Source organism: Mariprofundus ferrooxydans PV-1 (assembly GCF_000153765.1).
GTDB lineage: Bacteria > Pseudomonadota > Zetaproteobacteria > Mariprofundales > Mariprofundaceae > Mariprofundus > Mariprofundus ferrooxydans.
In genome coordinates, this window is record NZ_DS022294.1 from 474,150 (window position 1) to 492,699 (window position 18,550).

The following is an 18,550-nucleotide window of genomic DNA, read 5'->3' on the forward strand; positions in this document are numbered from 1 at the left end:
GACATCAGTGAGCAGGACGAGTTGGAAGCGAGTCTCGCTGAAGCCAGGAAGATGGAGGCGCTGGCCACACTGGTCGGTGGTGTCGCGCATAATTTCAATAACTATCTGGCCGGCATCATGGGCCGCGTATTTCTGGCCAAAAAGGCTGACTCGCTGCCCAAGGTTGCCAAGCAGCTGGAAGCCATTGAACAAGCAGGCCGTTCCGCCACCGCACTGGTCAGTGAGCTGATGGTATTTTCCCGTGACGTGTCGCTGGATGAATCTCACTGCGATCTGGCAAAAATAGTAAAACGTGCGACAAAGACCGCTCGACTGGTGCTGCCGGAGACGATCAAATTAAAACTCGATATTGCTGACACGCCACTGCCCATATTCGGCAACAAGAGCCAGATCGAACAGATTATCCTGAACATGATCAATAACGCCCATGATGCCTGCATGCAGCAGGAGGGTGTGTCACCGTTGATTCACATTGAGGCCGGGCGACGCCAGTGGAACCAATGCAAAGATAAATTTGCATGCACCAAGCGCAATGAGTGCCCGCTCTGTTACGAGACCGGCGTGTTCTTCAGCATCTCGGATAACGGACAAGGCATCCCGGAAGATATCATCGCTAAAATCTTCGAACCCTTCTTTACCACCAAGGAACCCGGTCAGGGCACAGGCCTGGGCCTGTCCACCGCCTATCAAGCTGTTAATCGCCACGGCGGTATGATGCTGGTAGACAGTAGCGAGACTGAAGGCAGCACCTTTACCGTCTGTCTGCCGCTGGACGAATCGTACACAGCCAACACAAAAGAGCAGGCGCATATTCCCATGCAAGGGAAAGGCGAGAAGATTCTGCTTGTGGATGATGAAGACGCCGTACGCGAAGTAACGGCGGAAGCACTGAGGGGATACAACTACCGCGTTGTCACCGCGGCAAACGGAGCGCAGGCGCTGGAGGCATTCGCCAGCCACCGGGATGATCTCGCAATCGTCATTTCTGATGTCGTGATGCCGAAAATGAATGGCGATATCGCCGTGGCAAAAATGCGCTCCGAAAAGCCGGGGCTGCCGGTCATTTTCACCAGCGGCTACAGCGACATCTCACCCCCGGACGAGGATTGCACACAGTTTATACGCAAACCCTTCTCCCCGCCGGAGCTGAGCACCCATATTCATCAGCTCCTCAGCCGCTGCCGCACCACAACGGATCAGGCTATGCAACCGTCCAATTAACAAACTTGCGCTTGTCCCCAAGATGCGCGCCTACCTCACCTAGCTGGAGTCAGGCGGAGCGTCGCTCAGGTCTCCTAAACTAGCCCCCGCTCTTGGCTGAATTTCGCCATTCAAGGCCTTGCCTCCCTGCGCCAGAAAACATTTATCCGTTACAAACCGGTCGGACAATTGAATGGCTTGCCTCGCAAACGGAAGAAAGGACTACTGCGCTAATGGCTCTGTCAGCGGCTTCGGCAACACCCAAATGTCATATCAGGCACCTATACGACAAACTACAACTACTGCCTCGAATGAAGTAGCCTCATTGATTTTAAGATATATCATGAGCAATGCAAAGAGGTGCTACAATAATCCGATGAGAATACCCCATGATTACCTTGGATCGCATTTCCTGCGCCTTCAGTTCCCAATTAACTGGGCATTAGAAACTCTCAACTCTCCAATGACTTTTTTTTCTATCATCGTATTAACCATCGCTTGCATATATTTTGTAGGCGCGATGGGTGGGGTTATTTTTCTTATATGGCTGTCCTTATGGATCTTGGTAAGAATTTTGGCGGCGACTCTTCAGGCTCTTCGTTCCACAGTTAGGCCTGATCACCTAATAGTTGTTTTCAGACCCTTCTCAGACAGGAATGCAACTTTTGTCAGACAGTGGATCGTTCCTGCAGCGGCATGCTATGGAAGAGTCGTTCTAATAGCAGATAATTCATTCGCAAGATCGTCTCCTTATTGGAAAGATAAGTGGTTTGTACCTTTGCAGAGAGGAGGAGTCGAGCCAGATGAGTTTGCAGACCTACAATCATTACCAACACCTAACGAAGACTGGAAACTCCTTATCGAAAAACATATTAAACAAGCATCCATTGCGATCGTTATTCTTGACCGAGATTTTGTTGGTCCTCACCTTCACTGGGAGATAACTAAGTCACTTGAACTGATTGGCTCAGACAAGCTAATTGCTCTGATTAAAGGCAAGAGCGGCATACTAGCCGCTACTGAGCTGGGACTAAGTCAGAACAGCCAAATAACATTAGGTGACAGTTCGCATCTTCCCAAAGCTTTTTTCGATAAAATTGAAACCATTTTAAACACTCCTAAGAATAAAGCCTAGAATAGCCAATATACTAATACAAACCCCTATTATATTTGCTCTCTTGGCTCTTTTATCTATAAGTTCGGGGGGACATTTCGGCTCCTTTGCGGGCATAAGAAATGCTAAAAATATCCATCCAATAAGCCCACCAGATAAGGCCCAAGCAAAACCATTAAATCCCTTTGACCTAGCCCAAACAAAGGAAATTACAATTGATAGTAAAAAAACCAATAATCTAATTCCATCGTATTCTCCCATATTTCCTCCTCCTCAATATTTGCAACAATCCATATCCATTTACTGCTGATTCTTAATTAAGGCTCTCACCTTATCCTCATCTGGCTCAGAGTAGAAAATACATATATCAGGCACGTACTCGTCCCCCGAGGCAAAGCGTCATATCCACCATGTTACAGGTTTTCAACATGCCTGATCGCCCTCACAATTGACTGCAGCCAGATTCCTTCATTCGCCGCATATGTTCCAGATCTGCCATTTAACCTAGGAATAGATTCCCCCCCCATATGATGAAGGGCTATAGTTTTCCAATTCCCATTAAATACAGGGCTACCGGAACTACCAGGTTCCGTCGGTGCACGGTAGTGCACACGACAGGCTGTAAAAGTATCCGCGTGCTTCACCACAGCCATGTCATAATCAAGGAGTTCGTTGTCTTCTAAAGAAAAGCTTATTTTTCCACCTCTAGGGTGCCCAATAATATAAACCCGCTGAATATCCCCTCCCTCAATCAAGGGAAGATCACGCGCAAGAGGAAGGTGTAAAAATGACTCTGAAGGATCGGGAGTCAGCTTGAGAATAGATACGTCATGCTGGTCAGGAGGAGACCCCCAAACAATTTTTTCTATTCCAAAAATCTGCTCTTGCCTCCCATGCTTATTAGCAAGTTCAAATGTGATGGACACATCATCTATAGAAGCAGCGCCATGTTGCGGAGGGTCACTTACCACATGTGAATTTGTTAAAACAAATAACTCATCTCCTAAGCGAGGGTCCAGGTCGCTCCCTAGGACTAGAAAGCCAGTTCCGATCCCCTCTCCATTTGCACTAATCAGAGCAACTGATCCGGCGCAATTCAAAGCACGCATCATCCACTCGTATGTTTTTGTTCCCGTGCTACCTAGTACCTTCTGAAATTGGTCGACACCAACTTGTGACATTTCACGAAGCTCGGAATTGCTCAAAGTAAAGTTGCCTCCCGGCATCTGCAAAAGCCGAGCTCGGAGTGGTGCAAGGAGCTCAGTTCCACCATCTACTTCTTCGAGGTTATAGAGCTCTTTCAACTGACGGATAGTCCCAGCCAACTCAAATGCATCAGTTTTCTCATGTGCCACATATTTTTTAAACCATTCAAGTGATTCATCAGTCCGGCCTAATGCAACTAGCGCTTCTCCAGCAGATGCGAAATTCCATGCATCCGGTTCTTCAGCTTGGGCATTGTCTACAAAATCAACGATACGATTGGCAATTTCGATAGCCTCATCCTTTACCGATAACTCCAATGCACCAACTCGATCGGCATTGGCTATGGCTACCAAATTGATGCCATGCCAAATAAGGTTCTTTTCTCTATCGAGTTCATAGCCAGCGTGATAGGCCTGATGCGCTTCTTTGAATGCGTTTGCCTTTTGCTCGATTCGCTTAGCGCTGAGAGCAATTTCTTTCCACGCGCGACCTTTAAGTCCATATATTTCTGCTTGCTCCAAAGGATCTTGGTTCAGTGTTGGAATCAACTGATCAAGAACTCCTATGGCCGGAGTTGTTTCTCCCGATTCAATTAACGCTTGAGCATATTGCCGCTTTACTTGTGGGTCTTCGCACCCTTCACGTACAATGGCTTCAGCTACACTCCGCATGTGTTCAAATCGACGGCTTTTACGCAAGGCTCCAAGAATATCCCGAGCCGTCTCCACATCGATAAGACTCTCTTCTTGTGGCAATTGGGCGATTAGAGCTGTGCACGCAGCAGAAAGCCTATCGACCTCATGTGAGTCTGCAGCCTCTTTGACCTCAGTAATCAGTGTGTTCAAAGTACTCACGTTAACCCTCTAGAAGCTGCTCAATAGCGGAGCTGACCTCTCTTCCCTTTAGGTATTTCTCAACATCATGCCGCCACAACCCATCATTCGACTGTCTTTGGTCCAAGATGACCTCCACTCCCTCACGTTTATAATCATTCGCAAGGTGAGTATCCAATCGCGATACGATATCCAAAGGATCAAAAAAATTATTCCAATCAGAAATGACCTTTTCTTGAGGAAACCCATCATTTCTCGACCATTCAGGCTTTAGCTTGTCCTGAATCTCATCAATACCGAGAGGGCTACCGATTGTTATAAGTGCATCGACACAAGGGCATTCAGGGACACGTTTAAGGCAGTCATATGCGATTACCGTTCCCATACTGTGCGATACAACGATATGCGGGCCAGCTTTCCCATCAGCCAACTTGAGCTTTTCGATAAAGCGCTTTCTGATTTCAGTCTGAACTTCATAGGTTTCGCCAGGCCTTGGAGTGCTCGTTGAATTAAATAGATAGTGATGCACGTCTCGGATAAATCGGCGAAGAAACTCTTTCTTCACAACCCATGGTAAAGGAATTCTTTCCAACTCATTTGCAAAGCTGCCTTCCGGTGCAGAGAAAGAGGATTGCGCCTCACTATGGTCGTATAGGTTAAAACTTTCGGTTCCAAGCCGCTGAGCTATTGCACTAATCCAGAGAGACTCATCAGTATCTGTTGATTGCGATAATGAAACGACTTCTGTTTCACCAGCAACACCCTCAATATCACTACCCTCGGATGAGGACTCCTCATAAGTATCAGAGGATACAGGCTCCGCGTAGAGAACGTCTGCCCAGTAAACCATTTCGCTCGTCACACCTTCTGCAGACAAATCAAGGGGAGTCGCAGCATTTGCTAACGCACGCCGCCATCGAGTAAGTAGTTCTTTTTGTTCGGGCTTGTTTCCTATTCCATGAATAAAAGTAACATGCGCCATTACTACCCCTCCATCAGCATAACGGGCAGGTCGGCGAGGCCAAAGTCGACGCACGACTCACAGGATCAGTCTCAATTGATTTCCCCTGCCCGGCATGAGTACCTATTAAAGACGACTTACAGGAATTTGTAAATTTAATAAGTCGGCGCTGCTCGTATAAACAACAAAGGCGGCCAATGGCCGCCTTTGTTCGATCAGTTTACTGTCAGATTAACAAACTTGCGTTTGCCCAGCTTGATCAGGTAGGGGCCGCCCGGTGCAAGCTTCAGATCCTTGTCGGTCACCTTGTCGCCGTCGATGGACAGGGCATTCTGCTTGATCATGCGAATCGCCTCTCCGTTGGAGGCGGTCAAACCGGCCTGCGTCAGTGCATGCACAATCCACAGCGCACCATCCTCACCGGCCAGCGTAGCCTCCGGCACATCATCGGGGATCTCTTTTTTGGCAAACTGGGACTCAAAGCCCGCGCGCGCCTGCGCACCCGCCCCTTCGCCGTGGAAGCGCTCAACAATCGTCGCCGCCAGCAGCTTCTTGGCTTCCATCGGGTGCATCGCCCTGATCTCGTCCAGGTCCATATCGGTCAGCAGTTCATAATATTTAAACATCAGATCATCGGAGACGCTCATCAGTTTACCGAACTGCTCTTTGGCAGGTTCCGCCACACCGACATAGTTATTCAGTGACTTGGACATCTTGTTGATGCCGTCCAGCCCTTCCAGCAATGGCATCGTCATAATCACCTGCTGAGCCTTACCATAGGCATCCTGCAGCTGACGTCCCATCAGCAGATTGAACTTCTGGTCATTACCGCCAAGCTCCACATCGGCATCCAGCGCTACCGAATCGTAGCCCTGCACCAGCGGGTAAAGAAACTCATGAATGGCAATGGACTGACCGCCCTTGTAGCGCTTTTCAAAATCATCGCGCTCAAGCATGCGAGCAACGGTAGCCTTGCCGGCAATGCGAATCAGATCCGCAGCCGTCAACTGTCCCAGCCACTCCGAATTAAAACGCACTTCCGTCTGTTTGGGATCGAGCACCTTGAACACCTGCTCTTTATAGCTCTCGGCATTGAGCAACACTTCATCATGGGTCAGCGGCGGGCGCGTCTCATTCTTGCCGGTCGGATCACCGATCGTGCCGGTGAAGTCACCGATCAGAAACACCACCTGATGACCGCAGTGCTGAAACTGTCTGAGCTTCTCCAGCAATACCGTATGCCCCAGATGCAGATCGGGAGCCGTCGGATCAAAGCCGGCCTTCACTCGCAAAGGACGCCCCTCTTTCGCGGCCAGCTTGAGTTTGGCTTCCAGAGCACCGGCCGGCAATACTTCCAGTGTACCCCGGCTAAGCAGTGCCATCTGTTCTTCAATCTTCATATATCCCCCGGAAAAATGCCAGACAGGTTGACTGTTCCGAACACCCGCAAGCAGGGCCGTTTACATCAACGCGCGGCGAATGATGGCAAAACCGACAACAATTCGCCATACGGCGCTCAATCGCTGTTCAGGAATACAGGTCACAGTCATCCGATTTCCCGCATAGCAGGTTTGACCATTGGCAACCCCGACACATGATGCAAGAATAGCATGTTGATAACACAGTCAGCACTGATTTAACGCAACCTAGGAGTGATCCATGAACGCAAATGAACCAACATCAGAAAGCACCGACGCAGCATCAGAACAGAATACTGCAGCCTGCAAGAGCAAACCCTCCGGTTGCTGTAGCCCCCATATGTCACTGCTGGTGGCGGTTATTGCCATTGTTATCGCCGTTTATGCCCTGGTAGCCGGGCGCAGTCACACCGCCGACATGCAGGTGCAGGATCGCCTGACCAATATCGAAGAGCAGGTGGCATCTATTAATACGCACCTGGATCAGTTGGGTGAAGATGTAAAAAGTAACCGCGAACACCTGATCCACACCAAGCTGCAGAAGGCGCTCGAGAATGTGCAGGAAATCGGCCAGATGGCTACCACCGAAACACGCTCCAGACTGCAGGAGATCGAAACCATGCTGCATGACATCATTTCGCCCGAGGTCAAAGAGACTGCTCCCGCCCCGGCTGCGGAAACACCTGCCGAGGCACCTGTAACCCCGGCAGAGCAACCCGCCACAACCGAGTCTGCTCCGGCAGCGACCGCACCGGGTGCCGCAGATGAGCCCGCCAGTAGTACCGAGCCTCAAACACCTGCAGACAGCACAGCGCCTGCTACAGATGCGCCGGCAACCACCACCCCCGACACATCCGGTGACAAGCCGGCCTCCACGCCTCAGGCATTTTAAGACTCCTTGTCACCAGCTGATACGCCGCTGCTGCTCGGCATCATGTCGGGCACCAGCGGCGACGGCATCGATGTAGCGATTGTCCGTTTCGACAGACACGCAGACAACAAGCCTGAACTGATCCGGTTCTCGGAGTTGCCCATGCCTGCACAACTGCGGGAACCTATCCTGCGGCTGGCTTCACCGGGCGAAGATGCGAATGAAATTGACAGCATGGGCCTGCTCGACAGGCAGCTCGGAGAGGCCTACGCCGAGGCAGCGCTCACGGCCATCAAGCTTGCCGGACTGGAGCCTGCGGATATCGCAGCCATCGGCTGCCATGGCCAGACCATACGCCATCGCCCCGAAGGCGAGTATCCGTTTACGCTACAGATCGGCTGCGCCGCCACCCTTGCCGAGCGCACCGGTATCACGATTGTATCCGATTTCCGCAGTCGCGATATGGCAGCCGGCGGCGAAGGCGCCCCGCTGGTCCCCTTTGCCCATCAATCCCTATTCGGAACAACGGATGGAAATGTCGTCGTGCTCAATATCGGCGGCATTGCCAATATCACCTGGCTGGGCGCTGACGGTTCGGTCACCGGCTTCGACACCGGCCCCGGCAATATGGTGATGGACGGAGTGATGCTGGCCATCACTGCCGGGCGTAATCACTATGATCAAAACGGTGAGCTGGCAGCCGGCGGCATAGTCTGCGCCCCCCTGCTAAACAAACTGATGGCTCACCCCTATATCTCGCGCAAGCCTCCAAAATCGACCGGTCGCGAAGCATTCGGCGATGAGATTGTACAGCGCATACTCACCTGGCCTGAGATCACCGATGCCGACAAAATGGCGACTGCCTGCCGGTTTACGGTCGAGAGCATTGCGAAAAGCTGCCGGTTTCTGCCGGGCACGCCACAGCGATGGCTGATCTGCGGCGGCGGTGCACGCAACCACCACCTGATGCAACAGCTGACACAGGTGTTAGCACCGGCTGAAGTATTGCCCAGCGATGCCGCAGGCATACCCGCCCAGGCGGTAGAGGCGGCCAGCTTTGCCATGCTCGCCAGAGCGACACTCACGGGGGAGTACAACACCCTGTCGGCCGTTACCGGCGCCAGCCATGACGTGTGCGGCGGAGAGATCACCCCCGGCGATAACTGGACAACGCTGCTGCAGGAGCTTCCCCGCTGGATCCGTTAACTCACGCCCTCTCCGGCGCGGCACTGGCTCGCGCGCTACCTCATCGCCCACTGAACAGAGGCCCGTTCATATTGCTGGTGCTGCTGACAATGGCCCCGGATGCAGATTTCCTGCTCAAGTTTATCTCCGATACGACCTATCTTGAGCATCATCGCGGCCTGACCCACTCACTGCTGATGCTACCGCTATGGAGCTGGCTGGCATGGGCCGGCCTGCGCCGCTGGCAGGGTGAACAGACACTCTCGCCACTGTTGATCGGGGCTGCGCTGCTGATGCATATCATGCTCGATCTGATTACGTCCTTCGGCACCATGATACTTGCACCGCTATCGGACTGGCGCGCGGCACTCGATCTTGTTTACATTGTCGATCCGCTGTTCAGTGCCTGCCTGCTCTTACCCCTGCTCATCGGCCTGTTCTGGAAACGCAGACGGCGTGCGCTGGCTGTCAGTGCACTGGTTCTGATGTGCGCCTACCTGATTATGGCAACCCTTGCCCACCGGCAGGCGCTGGCGATTACGCGCAGCGCCTGGCCCGAAGCTGACAGCGTGGCTGCCCTGCCGATGCCCTTCTCTCCGTTTCACTGGCAACTGATTGCCAGCTATCCGGGCCACTACCAGCGCTGTTCACTGAATCTGTGGCCGCACTTTAGCGGCACAAGCAGACTATTTCCGATAGCTTTCGTTCAGCGTTACAACGCCAACATTCACAGCGCGGAGCATCTCCAGTGGCAGGATCTGCCCGCCATGAGCAGTCTCAAAGTACAGCGCGAATTGCCGGGCATGGCTTTCTACCGCTGGTTTGCCCGCTTTCCCGTTATTCTCGAACAGGATGACCGCCACATTGAATGCGGCGATCTGCGCTTCGGCGCCGGCGTTGCCGGTCAGAAGTCAGCATTCCGCCTGCGTATTGATTTAGGCAGCAACCCCAAAGCCTGGCTGATCTGGCGCGGAGAGAGTAAAAGCGAGCTGACACAGCGCACTGCACCCTTTCAATGGTTGTGAAGTCGGCCCGATTCGGGACAGCAGACAACACCTAAATGAGTATAAACAGGCCCTAATTATCCAGCAATGCACGCATCGCCTGACTGAGCTTATTGATTGAAAATGGCTTTTTGATCACCATTTCCGGACTGGCATCACCATCCTCGACCAGCGCATCATTCTTGTCATACCCGGTTACAAACAGCGCCCTGACATCCGGGGTAATCTCCCTGATTTTCCGAAGAGCCTCCTGCCCGCCCATATGCGGCATCACCACATCCAGCATCAGCAGATCAATCTCATCCCGACGCGCAATATACTGCTCGACAGCTTTCAATCCGTCGGTTGCCGTCAATACGTTATATCCCAGGCTCTCCAGCACATCCTTGCCGGTAGCAAGCACCGTAGCTTCATCATCGACCAGCAGAATGGTCTCTCCGCGCCCGCCAAGCACACCGGTTGTATCATCGACGACGCCCTCTGCAGCTCCGGACTGCAGCAGCGGCAGATAGATACGGACTATCGTACCAACACCCTCTTCCGACTCTACAGCAATGGCTCCGCCATGAGATTGTATCGCCCCATACACCATAGCAAGGCCCAGTCCCGTACCTTTGCCCACGCCTTTGGTGGTAAAAAACGGTTCAAACATATGCTTCTGAATCTCCGGACTCATCCCCTCGCCGTTATCACTGATCGTAATGCATGCAACATCACGTGAGGTGATCGCCGGATATCGCTCCAGAAACTCCTCATCGACCGAGCACTGATCCAGTTTAACAGTAATTGCAGGAGTCCCGACGGACTCAACCGCATCGCGTGCATTGTTGATCAGGTTGATCAGCGCCTGTTGCAATAAATTAATATCTCCGTTGACGATCAGATCCACATCTCCAACCTGACATGTCAGGCTGATATTTTCAGGCACTGAGACTTCCTGCAGCTTGATCACCTCCTTCAGAAAAGAGGGCATGGATATAGGGTGCATTTGCACCGTGCCTTTGCGGGAAAAGGTGAGCAGTTGCTGAATCATGCCGGCAGCGCGAAAAGCAAGCTCCTCAATGCTGTTCAAACGATCCACGACATCTGGCAGGCTGTCAGCAGCCTTTTTGGCCAGGTAGAGGTTGCCGGTTATCCCTGCCAGCGTATTGTTAAAGTCATGCGCAATACCACCGACCAGCGTGCCGACAGCTTCCATCTTCTGAGACTGATGAAACTGCGCCTCCAGCTGTTCGTACTCGGAGAGATCCTGCTGAATGCCGATATAGTTGCTAATTGCGCCCTGCTCATCGAACATCGGTGAAATCGTCAGCAGCGCCGGGTAGAAGCTGCCGTCCTTCTTGCGATTAACCAGTTTACCCTGCCACTGATCCCCTCGCGCCAGCATACGCCACATTCCTTTATAAAATGCCGCATTCTGTCTGTCGCTCTTCAACATCCTCAGGCTCTTCCCCAGTATCTCATCAGCCCGATAGCCGGTCACCCGGGTAAAGGCCGGATTGATATATTCGATGCCGCCATCCCTGTCGGTGATCATGACCGCCTCACCCGCCTGCTCAAGTGCCTGCGACAGTTTTCGCAGCTTGCCTTCAGCCAGCCAGTTGTCGGTAATATCCCTGCTGATACCGATCACGCCGATCACACCCCCTTTGCTGTCCATGAACGGTGTTTTCAGTGTGTCGAGCAGCCGCCTTGAGCCATCAGGATAGCTCACCCACTCATCATTGCGTCTGGCGGCACCTGCCTGCAATATCTGCTGGTCCACATCACGAAAAAACTGTGCCTGCTGCTTGTTAAACAGATCAACATCCGTTTTGCCGATAATATCCGACTCGCTCTCCCGACCGATCAATTCACAAAAAGCCTGATTACATCCGAGGTAAACACCCTGCATATCCTTATAGAAGATCAAATCGGGAATACCATCGCGCAAGCCCTTGAGCAATGCGCGCGACGTCCCCAGCGACTGATAAGGATCCTGCAGGCTGACGCGCACGATCGAATAGAGAATCATCCAGAATGAAAACAGCTTGAAAATATGTCCGATCAGATTGGCTGTGCTGTAAACGCCGATGTAATTGGTGAAAGAGATCTCAGCCAGAATAGTAAAGACAATGGAGGCCATCAGAAACGGAAACAGCCCCTGCTTCAACCGATCCCTGAATCGGTACATATTGACCAGCGCCAGCACAAGAATGGTACAGATAACATACTCGCTGATAATCTTGAAGCGGGTTAGTCCCACGCCTTCAATATACGCATCAGGGAAGCGCCCGCTCATGATCAGTACATAACAGGCAACGGCGATCAACCCGAAAACAACAAACTTGGAGACATGGTGCGTCCAGCGCGTAAAAAACAGTGGTGCAGTAAGTAACAACAGCGCCTCAACATAGCGATTGGCAATCCAGAACTGGGTGGAATAATTGGCGATAGTAACCGGATAAATGCCCATCCCCTTGTAGATCAGGGTGTGAATCAGATCCATCGAGGCCACCCAGAAATAACCGGTGGCCAGGTACATGATGAAATTATCGCGCGCATATTTTTGCGCATAGGCGGCAACGACAAACATCAGCACGCCGACAATAATGGAAAACAGCTCCGCCAGCGTGTGAAAGAGCAGGTAGTTATAGTAGCTGGCAAGTATGAGTACGGCGGAGAGCATAACCGGAGGTAGCCAGACCCCCCGGTTTAATAAAACCGCAAACTGATTCATCCCGGTCTCTTTTTCAGGCATCACACATTCCCTGACTCCAAACTTGTACAATGAAGAATATCAGAACCGCCTGATACCCATCACCTGATCATCACTAACCGATCAGGTCGACTCGCCCGTCTGCGTCTGGCGATGATACGCCCCGTAAGCATCGGCATAATCGGCAATCGCCGCCTCGATCACAGTGCTTGCGTGTTCGAAACCATACGGCTTGCCGATAGTGACTTCGCTTGGTTTGTTGGGCTCAAGCTTGTAGGTAAGAAAATAGTGTAACAGTCGATCAACAATTGCCGGTGGCAGTTCAGAGATATCATCTATTTTTGACCAGAGAGGATCATCTTCAATCACGGCTATAATTTTATCATCCGCCTCGCCGTGATCGCACATCGGCAAACCGCCGACAACGCGTGCATTGACGATGATTTCAATACGTGAAATCGGCCGCTCGGAAATCACACAAATATCCAGCGGATCGCCGTCACCGCGCAACGCATGCGGCATCAGTGCGCCGACACGATCGGCACACAGCGTACGCGGGATAAAGCCGTAAAGCGCCGGATGCTGTGAGGATGAGCGCACCGAACGATCCACGCGCAGATAACCCGAAGGCTTGTCCACTTCAAACTTCACCGTGTCAAATGGAGTGATCTCGATATAGGCATGTACCCGCCGCGGCGGTGCGGCTCCGATTGCCAACCCGTGCCAGGGGTGCGGTCGCCATTGAGAGAATGATTTCATAGCATGTGTTCTAGCACAAATCGAGCCAAATGCCTACGATAGCTTGCGCTATTACAAAAACAGTTTTATGTCTGTCTGCATCAGCGGGATACCTTGTTCACTGCCGGCTTCTCTCCGTTGGGAAACAGTACCCACATCCGCCCCTGCTGCTTCATACTGCCTGCCTCTCTGCCCGCCTCGGCACCAAAGCCCCAAAAAAAATCGCCGCGTATCGTGCCCTTGATCGCACCGCCGGTATCCTGTGCCAGCATCAGACGGTTTAACGGCTTATCCGAACCGGGCCAGGTCGTGGCAAGGAACACCGGCATACCCATAGGAATAACGCGTCGATCCACCGCCATACTGTAGCCGCCGGTCAACGGTACACCCATGGCACCGACAGCCGATTGCTGCGTATCCGGCATCTCACGAAAGAATACATAACTGGGATTGCTGTTTAACAATGCCGATAACCGATCGGGATGATCCAGCCCCCACTGGCGAATGCTCTGCAGGGTGACCTGCTCAAGCGTCAACTCACCCATTTCAACCAGCCTCTTGCCGATCGATGCATAGGGATAACCATTCTGGTCCGCATAACCCAGCTTAACGATACTGCCGTCCGGCAACTCGACCCTGCCTGAGCCCTGCACCTGCAAAAAGAACAGTCCGATCTGATCATCAACCCAGAGGATCTCCTTTCCCCGAGGAGCATGGTCGGCATCAATGCCTGCCCGGTCATAATAGGGCACAATACGTCGCCCCTCGATACGCCCGCGCAGGCGCATGCCCTTGAGTTGCGGATATAACTCGCTTAAATCAACCACCAGCAAATCATCCGGCACACCGAATACCGGATAGCGGAATCGCTTGGTCTTTTCCCTGCTGCCGTAGAGCAGCGGTTCGTAATAACCGGTAATCAGCCCCTCTGCGCTGCCATCGCCATTGCGCAACTGGTACGGCGTAAAATGGTTTTCGAAGAAGTGGTGCAGGCCATCACTATTATCTACGTCCAGTAGTGAGGCCTCGGCACATATCTGCTGCCACGCCTCCTTTTTTGCCAGTGCCGTACATCCCTGACGCAACGCCTTCAACGAATTTGCCAGCTCTGCGCTGCGCCAGCCGGGCAGTGCATGCCAGCTCTTTTTCACAAAGAGCGGCCCCTGCTCTTCCACAGCTCCATGGTGAACAGAGCACGCTGCCAACATCAGACAGACCACCATCACCAGCCATCCCGTAACACGCATTCCACACTCTCCTGTTCGGCACCACGGGCAGATGACTGACTGCCGCGCGGCTTTCAATTGCTATGAGCACCGGTACGGCAGAACAGCACCACATTCCATCCCCGCTGTTCAGGCATTAAGGCTGGCACAGACCCCCCTGCGACTCAAACCCCGGCAATGCATTCTCACGCCTGTGGGGAGAACCCTGAGAATAGCAGCATGCCCGGCACAGCCCCTTCAATCAAATAGCAGAGCCGCTTACACAAACAGGGGTCAGAATGAAGATTGAAGGACGTTACATTGACAGGCCTACTCAAGTAAATATCTGCCCCTTTTGCCGGACAAGTACCTTGATTTAATCACAGCTCCCTCTAGAATGAACTGGCTTTTTAATTTATGTTTAATATTAAACGTGCGGGCTATAGATACCCTGGGAGGGTGTGTGGAATGCATGCCGGTTTGTAGAAATATTACACTGGCCTTTACGGCCTGTTTATTTTCCTTTACCTCTGCAACAGCTGAGACGACATACCAGATGGAGAATAGAACTGCGTTATTGAATTACACAATCACAGGCCCTGGCAAGGCACAAAGTTTCTATGACCCCAAGGCCCGGATTTATCATGAATCGGACATCCAGATTTCGGACCTTCAGCTGGGCGGCGACTGGAAGGGTTCATTATTGACCACGCTACGCTATACCGATTCCCCGCAGTATGATCCGAACTATACATCCATCCAAAATTTGGCAATACACTTAGCTGACCCACAAAATAACATTGATGCCGGAGATGTATTTGCCAATCTGTCTCCTTATTCCATGATGAAAGGCATCAAGGGCGTCGGGTTCCAGCACAATTTCGGAGACGACAGAAACTATGTGCGAGCCGTCTATGGTTCATTTGATGGACAGTGGGCGTATCTGCTTCTCAACTCACGACTCGATGAGCCTATGGATCGCTTCGGTGGCGGGGTTCGCGTGCAGAGAGCTATCGACAACCTGACCGTGGGAGCCAACCTCGCCCAGGTTGCGGATCGGGCCCGCGACCCAAAACGAGGAACATCCAATGTCTATCGCCAGGTATTGCCTGCTGTAGATTGGGAATACAGAAGTGGAGGTATGGTATTGTCGGGAGAGCATGCATACAGCCGTAGCAAGTTGTTGCCGTATGCCAGCCTCAGCCAATCACTCCAGGGATACGCCAACCGGATAGTCTTTCGAGGAATATACCGGACCTTCAGCCTCAATGGTAATGTGGAACGGGTTACGCCAAACTTTATCACTTTAGGCGGCGGAGCTACGCCGGACAGAATGCGGTACCATGCACGCGCCGACTGGCGCTTGGACAGACAATGGCAAATCTTTAGTGATTACGACCAGTTTTACAACAGTCTGAGCCAGCAGTTATCCACCAGAACTCACTACGAAACTGCTGAGGCCGGCATTATACGCCGTCATCTGCTCGGGCGCAGGGCTTCCGCTCTGACTATTTCCGGCCGAAGCCGATCCAAACGGACTGATGATGGTTCAGCATCAGCCCGATCACACCGCATACGTCTCAAATATAAGGATCGAGCCTTCGATAATGCCTTGAATTACACTCTAGACTACGAGCGACTGCTTAATACCGACAAAGCAGGTATCGCCACTACTCGTTTATCAAATAATCTTTATCATATTTCTGTGGGCTATCGTGGATACGATATAGGTAAATGGAGAGTGAGCGGAGATTTTGATTTTGGCAGGCAGGAATTACAGAACCCGACCACGGCTAACTTTGATATTTCGGATATGATGCTGTTGTCTCTAAAAGCCAAAAGTTCGGGCGGAAGTGAGTTGGGGGCCAGCTACAACCTGGGAAGCAACAGAGTGACAGTGGCTGGTTCCGGATCCAGACAAAATCGCGGGATGGTGTATTTTTCGATAGCACCCAAGATATTGCACGGGGGATCTATCAGATCTGAGTACAGCCTTAACGACTATCGTTTTGATAATGTCACGCGCAATTACAGGGAAGGATTGCTTCAGGTATTAATCAACTGGAACTTGAAAAAATAGATCCGCAAATGAGGTGAATAATATGAAATCGCTAAAAACACTAATTTTATTGCTGATCTTGTTCTTGCCCTATGCCAATGCCCATGCCGCATGGTGGGAATTTGGTCGTGAAAGTTCTGAGCCGTACTTCACCAGTCTCCAGTTCAACAGCCTGGATTCCGCCCGGCTGGATGAGGGTATGGTGCTTAGCCCCGAGGATTTGCAAAACGGGTCCATTGTTGTGCGCGGACAGGCTCAGGTAGGCCGTGGTAATATTGGCCTGGTGGAAATATCAATCGATGAAGGCAAGACATGGGAAGCGGCAAAGCTGGATGACCGGGGTATGTTCACCTGGGAGTTCCGGCCCGAAATCGGTCATGATTACCTGTTTCAGATACGTGCAGTCAGCACTACCGGCGTTTCTACCGGTGCCGAAGAAAATGATTTTCATCTATTGGTTCTGTCCGTCAATGGTACTACTGAAGCCAAAGAGACATTCCGTAAAATGCTCAATGCTTATATGCATAAAGACAGAAGCGGTTTTATGGATTTAGTTTCCAACTCCTTCGAGGGCAATATATCTGCGCTTGAGGATGCGCTGACAGATGACTTCCGCTGGCTCGACAGCATCGCCATTCAAGCAAACATCACCCGTGTGGTCAGCAACCATGGCGTTTATGAGCTTTATTTCACCTACAATCGGCAGGTGCGATCTATGCGTTCCGGTCAGTTTCTCAAGGATTCCGCCGCATCTGTTGTAGGTTTTCGTCGCAGTGTAAAAGGCATGAAATTGGTGCGCATGTCGGCACCCCTTCTCTTTGGTGTTTCAGATACCGCGAATATCGCCACCTATGTCACCGGTCAGGCAGTGGGCCAGAATGTGCTGACACTGGATCCCACCACGGGCAATGCCAGTCTCGGCTCTCAAGGCGAAACAGCCAGCGCAACCAGCACAAGCGGCACCCAATTTCTGGCCCTCAATCAAAGCTATAATTTCGACACCGATAGCGTAGCAAATGAAGGGCCGGGCCCTGCGGTTCAGGGCGACGTCAAACCTGAAGTCGGCGTCGTTTTTACACGCAACGGCGTAGGTTCTCAACGTATTCCGTGTCCCATAAGCAGCACATCATCCGCACCTGCCGGCGGATACATTGGCCAGCCCTATCTGTTAAATGCACAGGCAGGAAGCTGCTTTGCACTGGAGATGCTCCCCGGCCCCAGGTATGCGCTCGTTGAAGTTGTTTCCTACAATGCAGCCACCGGCGACATGACCTTCCGCTACAAATATCAGCCTTCCGGTGGGCGTAACTTCTAAAGCGGCATCTTCATCCGGACAGGCTCGTCAACTACCGGTGGTTTAAGGAGGATTCATGAAATACAGTCACCTGTCATTGGTAACACTCCTTTTTCCCGCCTGTCTTGCGCTGGCCGCCGAGCCGGTGCACACTGAAAATGCTCAAGCACAGATGCAGGCAGAGCAGAGCAAAAAACAGGCTTTTGCCGATGCACTCCGGCGTTACCTGTCGGATGAACCTGCACGAATGCAACAGCTGGATAAAGCAATCGACAGCCTCTACAGCCTCGCCTTCAAACAAGAAGGCGCTTTCGCCAGGCAACCCGATCCTGCGCCTGCCGGGCTAAGTGCATGGCAGAAAGCAATTGATCCACTGCACAGCCTGAACCTGCCACGGGCTACAGTAACGAGTATCAAGGCGCTGGAGCAGTCGATGAAAACTGCCAATCATGCTCTGTCCGCGATCCCCGTTGTCGCAGCCAATGCATCGTCCGTCCGTCTGACAAAGCGCCAGCAAGCACTGATGGCCGCTGCGGACGCCCTGGGTGCGCTGAGGCAACAGGCTCTGAGACTGGATGATCAGCTGGAAGATGAAGCTCGCCGCGCCGCCTCGGCTGCGCGTATGCTCAGTGTTGAAGCGCTCATGTTGCCAGCTCCCATAAAGGAGAAGCCATGATTACGCGTTCACTACCGGGGGTACTGTTGCTGATGCTTGGCATGGCGGGTTTGTTCCTTCCCTCAGTTTGCCATGCCGATTAGACCCG

Annotated in this window: 15 protein-coding genes (1 of these 15 running past the window's edge); 8 read left to right on the forward strand and 7 right to left on the reverse strand. The window is 52.1% G+C overall.

Annotation, left to right across the window (positions count from 1 at the left end; translation table 11 throughout):
- Positions 1-1,221, forward strand: the 3' portion of a protein-coding gene (locus SPV1_RS02125) for a hybrid sensor histidine kinase/response regulator (protein WP_081441955.1). 579 nt of this gene lie to the left of the window's left edge; the window shows 1,221 of its 1,800 coding nt (coding positions 580-1,800); its start codon lies beyond the left edge, outside the window; its stop codon occupies positions 1,219-1,221.
- Between the two features lie 355 nt (positions 1,222-1,576).
- Complete coding sequence (locus tag SPV1_RS02130; protein ID WP_040881400.1) at positions 1,577-2,335, forward strand: hypothetical protein; 759 nt, start codon at positions 1,577-1,579, stop codon at positions 2,333-2,335.
- Here the strand turns inward: SPV1_RS02130 and SPV1_RS14250 are convergent.
- The 4 genes from SPV1_RS14250 to tyrS form a co-directional block, all read right to left on the reverse strand.
- The gene (locus tag SPV1_RS14250; protein ID WP_152909364.1) at positions 2,309-2,575 is read right to left on the reverse strand and encodes a hypothetical protein; all 267 of its coding nucleotides are present in this window, start codon (positions 2,573-2,575) and stop codon (positions 2,309-2,311) included. The genes SPV1_RS02130 and SPV1_RS14250 overlap by 27 nt on opposite strands.
- A gap of 152 nt (positions 2,576-2,727) precedes the next feature.
- On the reverse strand, positions 2,728-4,365 hold the full coding sequence (locus tag SPV1_RS02135) for a serine protease (RefSeq protein WP_009849442.1): 1,638 nt from the start codon (positions 4,363-4,365) through the stop codon (positions 2,728-2,730).
- Between the two features lie 10 nt (positions 4,366-4,375).
- Entirely contained in the window at positions 4,376-5,335 is a 960-nt protein-coding gene (locus SPV1_RS02140; RefSeq protein WP_009849443.1) for a lipase family protein, read from the reverse strand.
- Positions 5,336-5,529: 194 nt separating this feature from the next.
- Positions 5,530-6,714 (reverse strand): tyrosine--tRNA ligase, encoded by a 1,185-nt coding sequence (gene tyrS / locus SPV1_RS02145; protein WP_009849444.1) that lies wholly within the window; start codon positions 6,712-6,714, stop codon positions 5,530-5,532.
- 259 nt (positions 6,715-6,973) lie between these two features.
- On the opposite strand from tyrS, the gene SPV1_RS02150 reads away from it, so the two are divergent.
- From SPV1_RS02150 to SPV1_RS02160, 3 genes are read left to right on the forward strand one after another with little or no spacing between them, the layout of a single operon-like run.
- On the forward strand, positions 6,974-7,624 hold the full coding sequence (locus SPV1_RS02150; RefSeq protein ID WP_040881402.1) for a hypothetical protein: 651 nt from the start codon (positions 6,974-6,976) through the stop codon (positions 7,622-7,624).
- A 6-nt stretch (positions 7,625-7,630) separates the two neighbouring features.
- Positions 7,631-8,809 (forward strand): anhydro-N-acetylmuramic acid kinase, encoded by a 1,179-nt coding sequence (locus tag SPV1_RS02155; protein ID WP_009849446.1) that lies wholly within the window; start codon positions 7,631-7,633, stop codon positions 8,807-8,809.
- Between the two features lie 23 nt (positions 8,810-8,832).
- Positions 8,833-9,813, forward strand: a complete 981-nt coding sequence (locus SPV1_RS02160) for a metal-dependent hydrolase (protein WP_407942741.1) — start codon at positions 8,833-8,835, stop codon at positions 9,811-9,813.
- 52 nt (positions 9,814-9,865) lie between these two features.
- Here SPV1_RS02160 and SPV1_RS02165 read toward each other — a convergent pair whose 3' ends face one another.
- The 3 genes from SPV1_RS02165 to mltA all read right to left on the reverse strand — a co-directional run bounded on the left by SPV1_RS02165 (position 9,866) and on the right by mltA (position 14,475).
- Complete coding sequence (locus SPV1_RS02165; RefSeq protein ID WP_152909366.1) at positions 9,866-12,511, reverse strand: hybrid sensor histidine kinase/response regulator; 2,646 nt, start codon at positions 12,509-12,511, stop codon at positions 9,866-9,868.
- Positions 12,512-12,613: 102 nt separating this feature from the next.
- The gene (locus SPV1_RS02170; RefSeq protein WP_009849449.1) at positions 12,614-13,249 is read right to left on the reverse strand and encodes an inorganic pyrophosphatase; all 636 of its coding nucleotides are present in this window, start codon (positions 13,247-13,249) and stop codon (positions 12,614-12,616) included.
- Positions 13,250-13,329: 80 nt separating this feature from the next.
- Positions 13,330-14,475: a murein transglycosylase A gene (gene mltA / locus SPV1_RS02175; protein ID WP_009849450.1), complete on the reverse strand. Its 1,146-nt coding sequence runs from the start codon at positions 14,473-14,475 to the stop codon at positions 13,330-13,332.
- A 421-nt stretch (positions 14,476-14,896) separates the two neighbouring features.
- On the opposite strand from mltA, the gene SPV1_RS02180 reads away from it, so the two are divergent.
- From SPV1_RS02180 to SPV1_RS02190, 3 genes are read left to right on the forward strand one after another with little or no spacing between them, the layout of a single operon-like run.
- Positions 14,897-16,513 carry a hypothetical protein gene (locus SPV1_RS02180; RefSeq protein WP_152909365.1) on the forward strand — a complete coding sequence of 539 codons (1,617 nt, stop codon included), beginning with the start codon at positions 14,897-14,899 and terminating at the stop codon, positions 16,511-16,513.
- 22 nt (positions 16,514-16,535) lie between these two features.
- Positions 16,536-17,807: a molybdopterin-binding protein gene (locus tag SPV1_RS02185; protein WP_009849452.1), complete on the forward strand. Its 1,272-nt coding sequence runs from the start codon at positions 16,536-16,538 to the stop codon at positions 17,805-17,807.
- 55 nt (positions 17,808-17,862) lie between these two features.
- Positions 17,863-18,462 (forward strand): hypothetical protein, encoded by a 600-nt coding sequence (locus SPV1_RS02190; RefSeq protein WP_009849453.1) that lies wholly within the window; start codon positions 17,863-17,865, stop codon positions 18,460-18,462.
- Positions 18,463-18,550 lie beyond the last annotated feature (88 nt).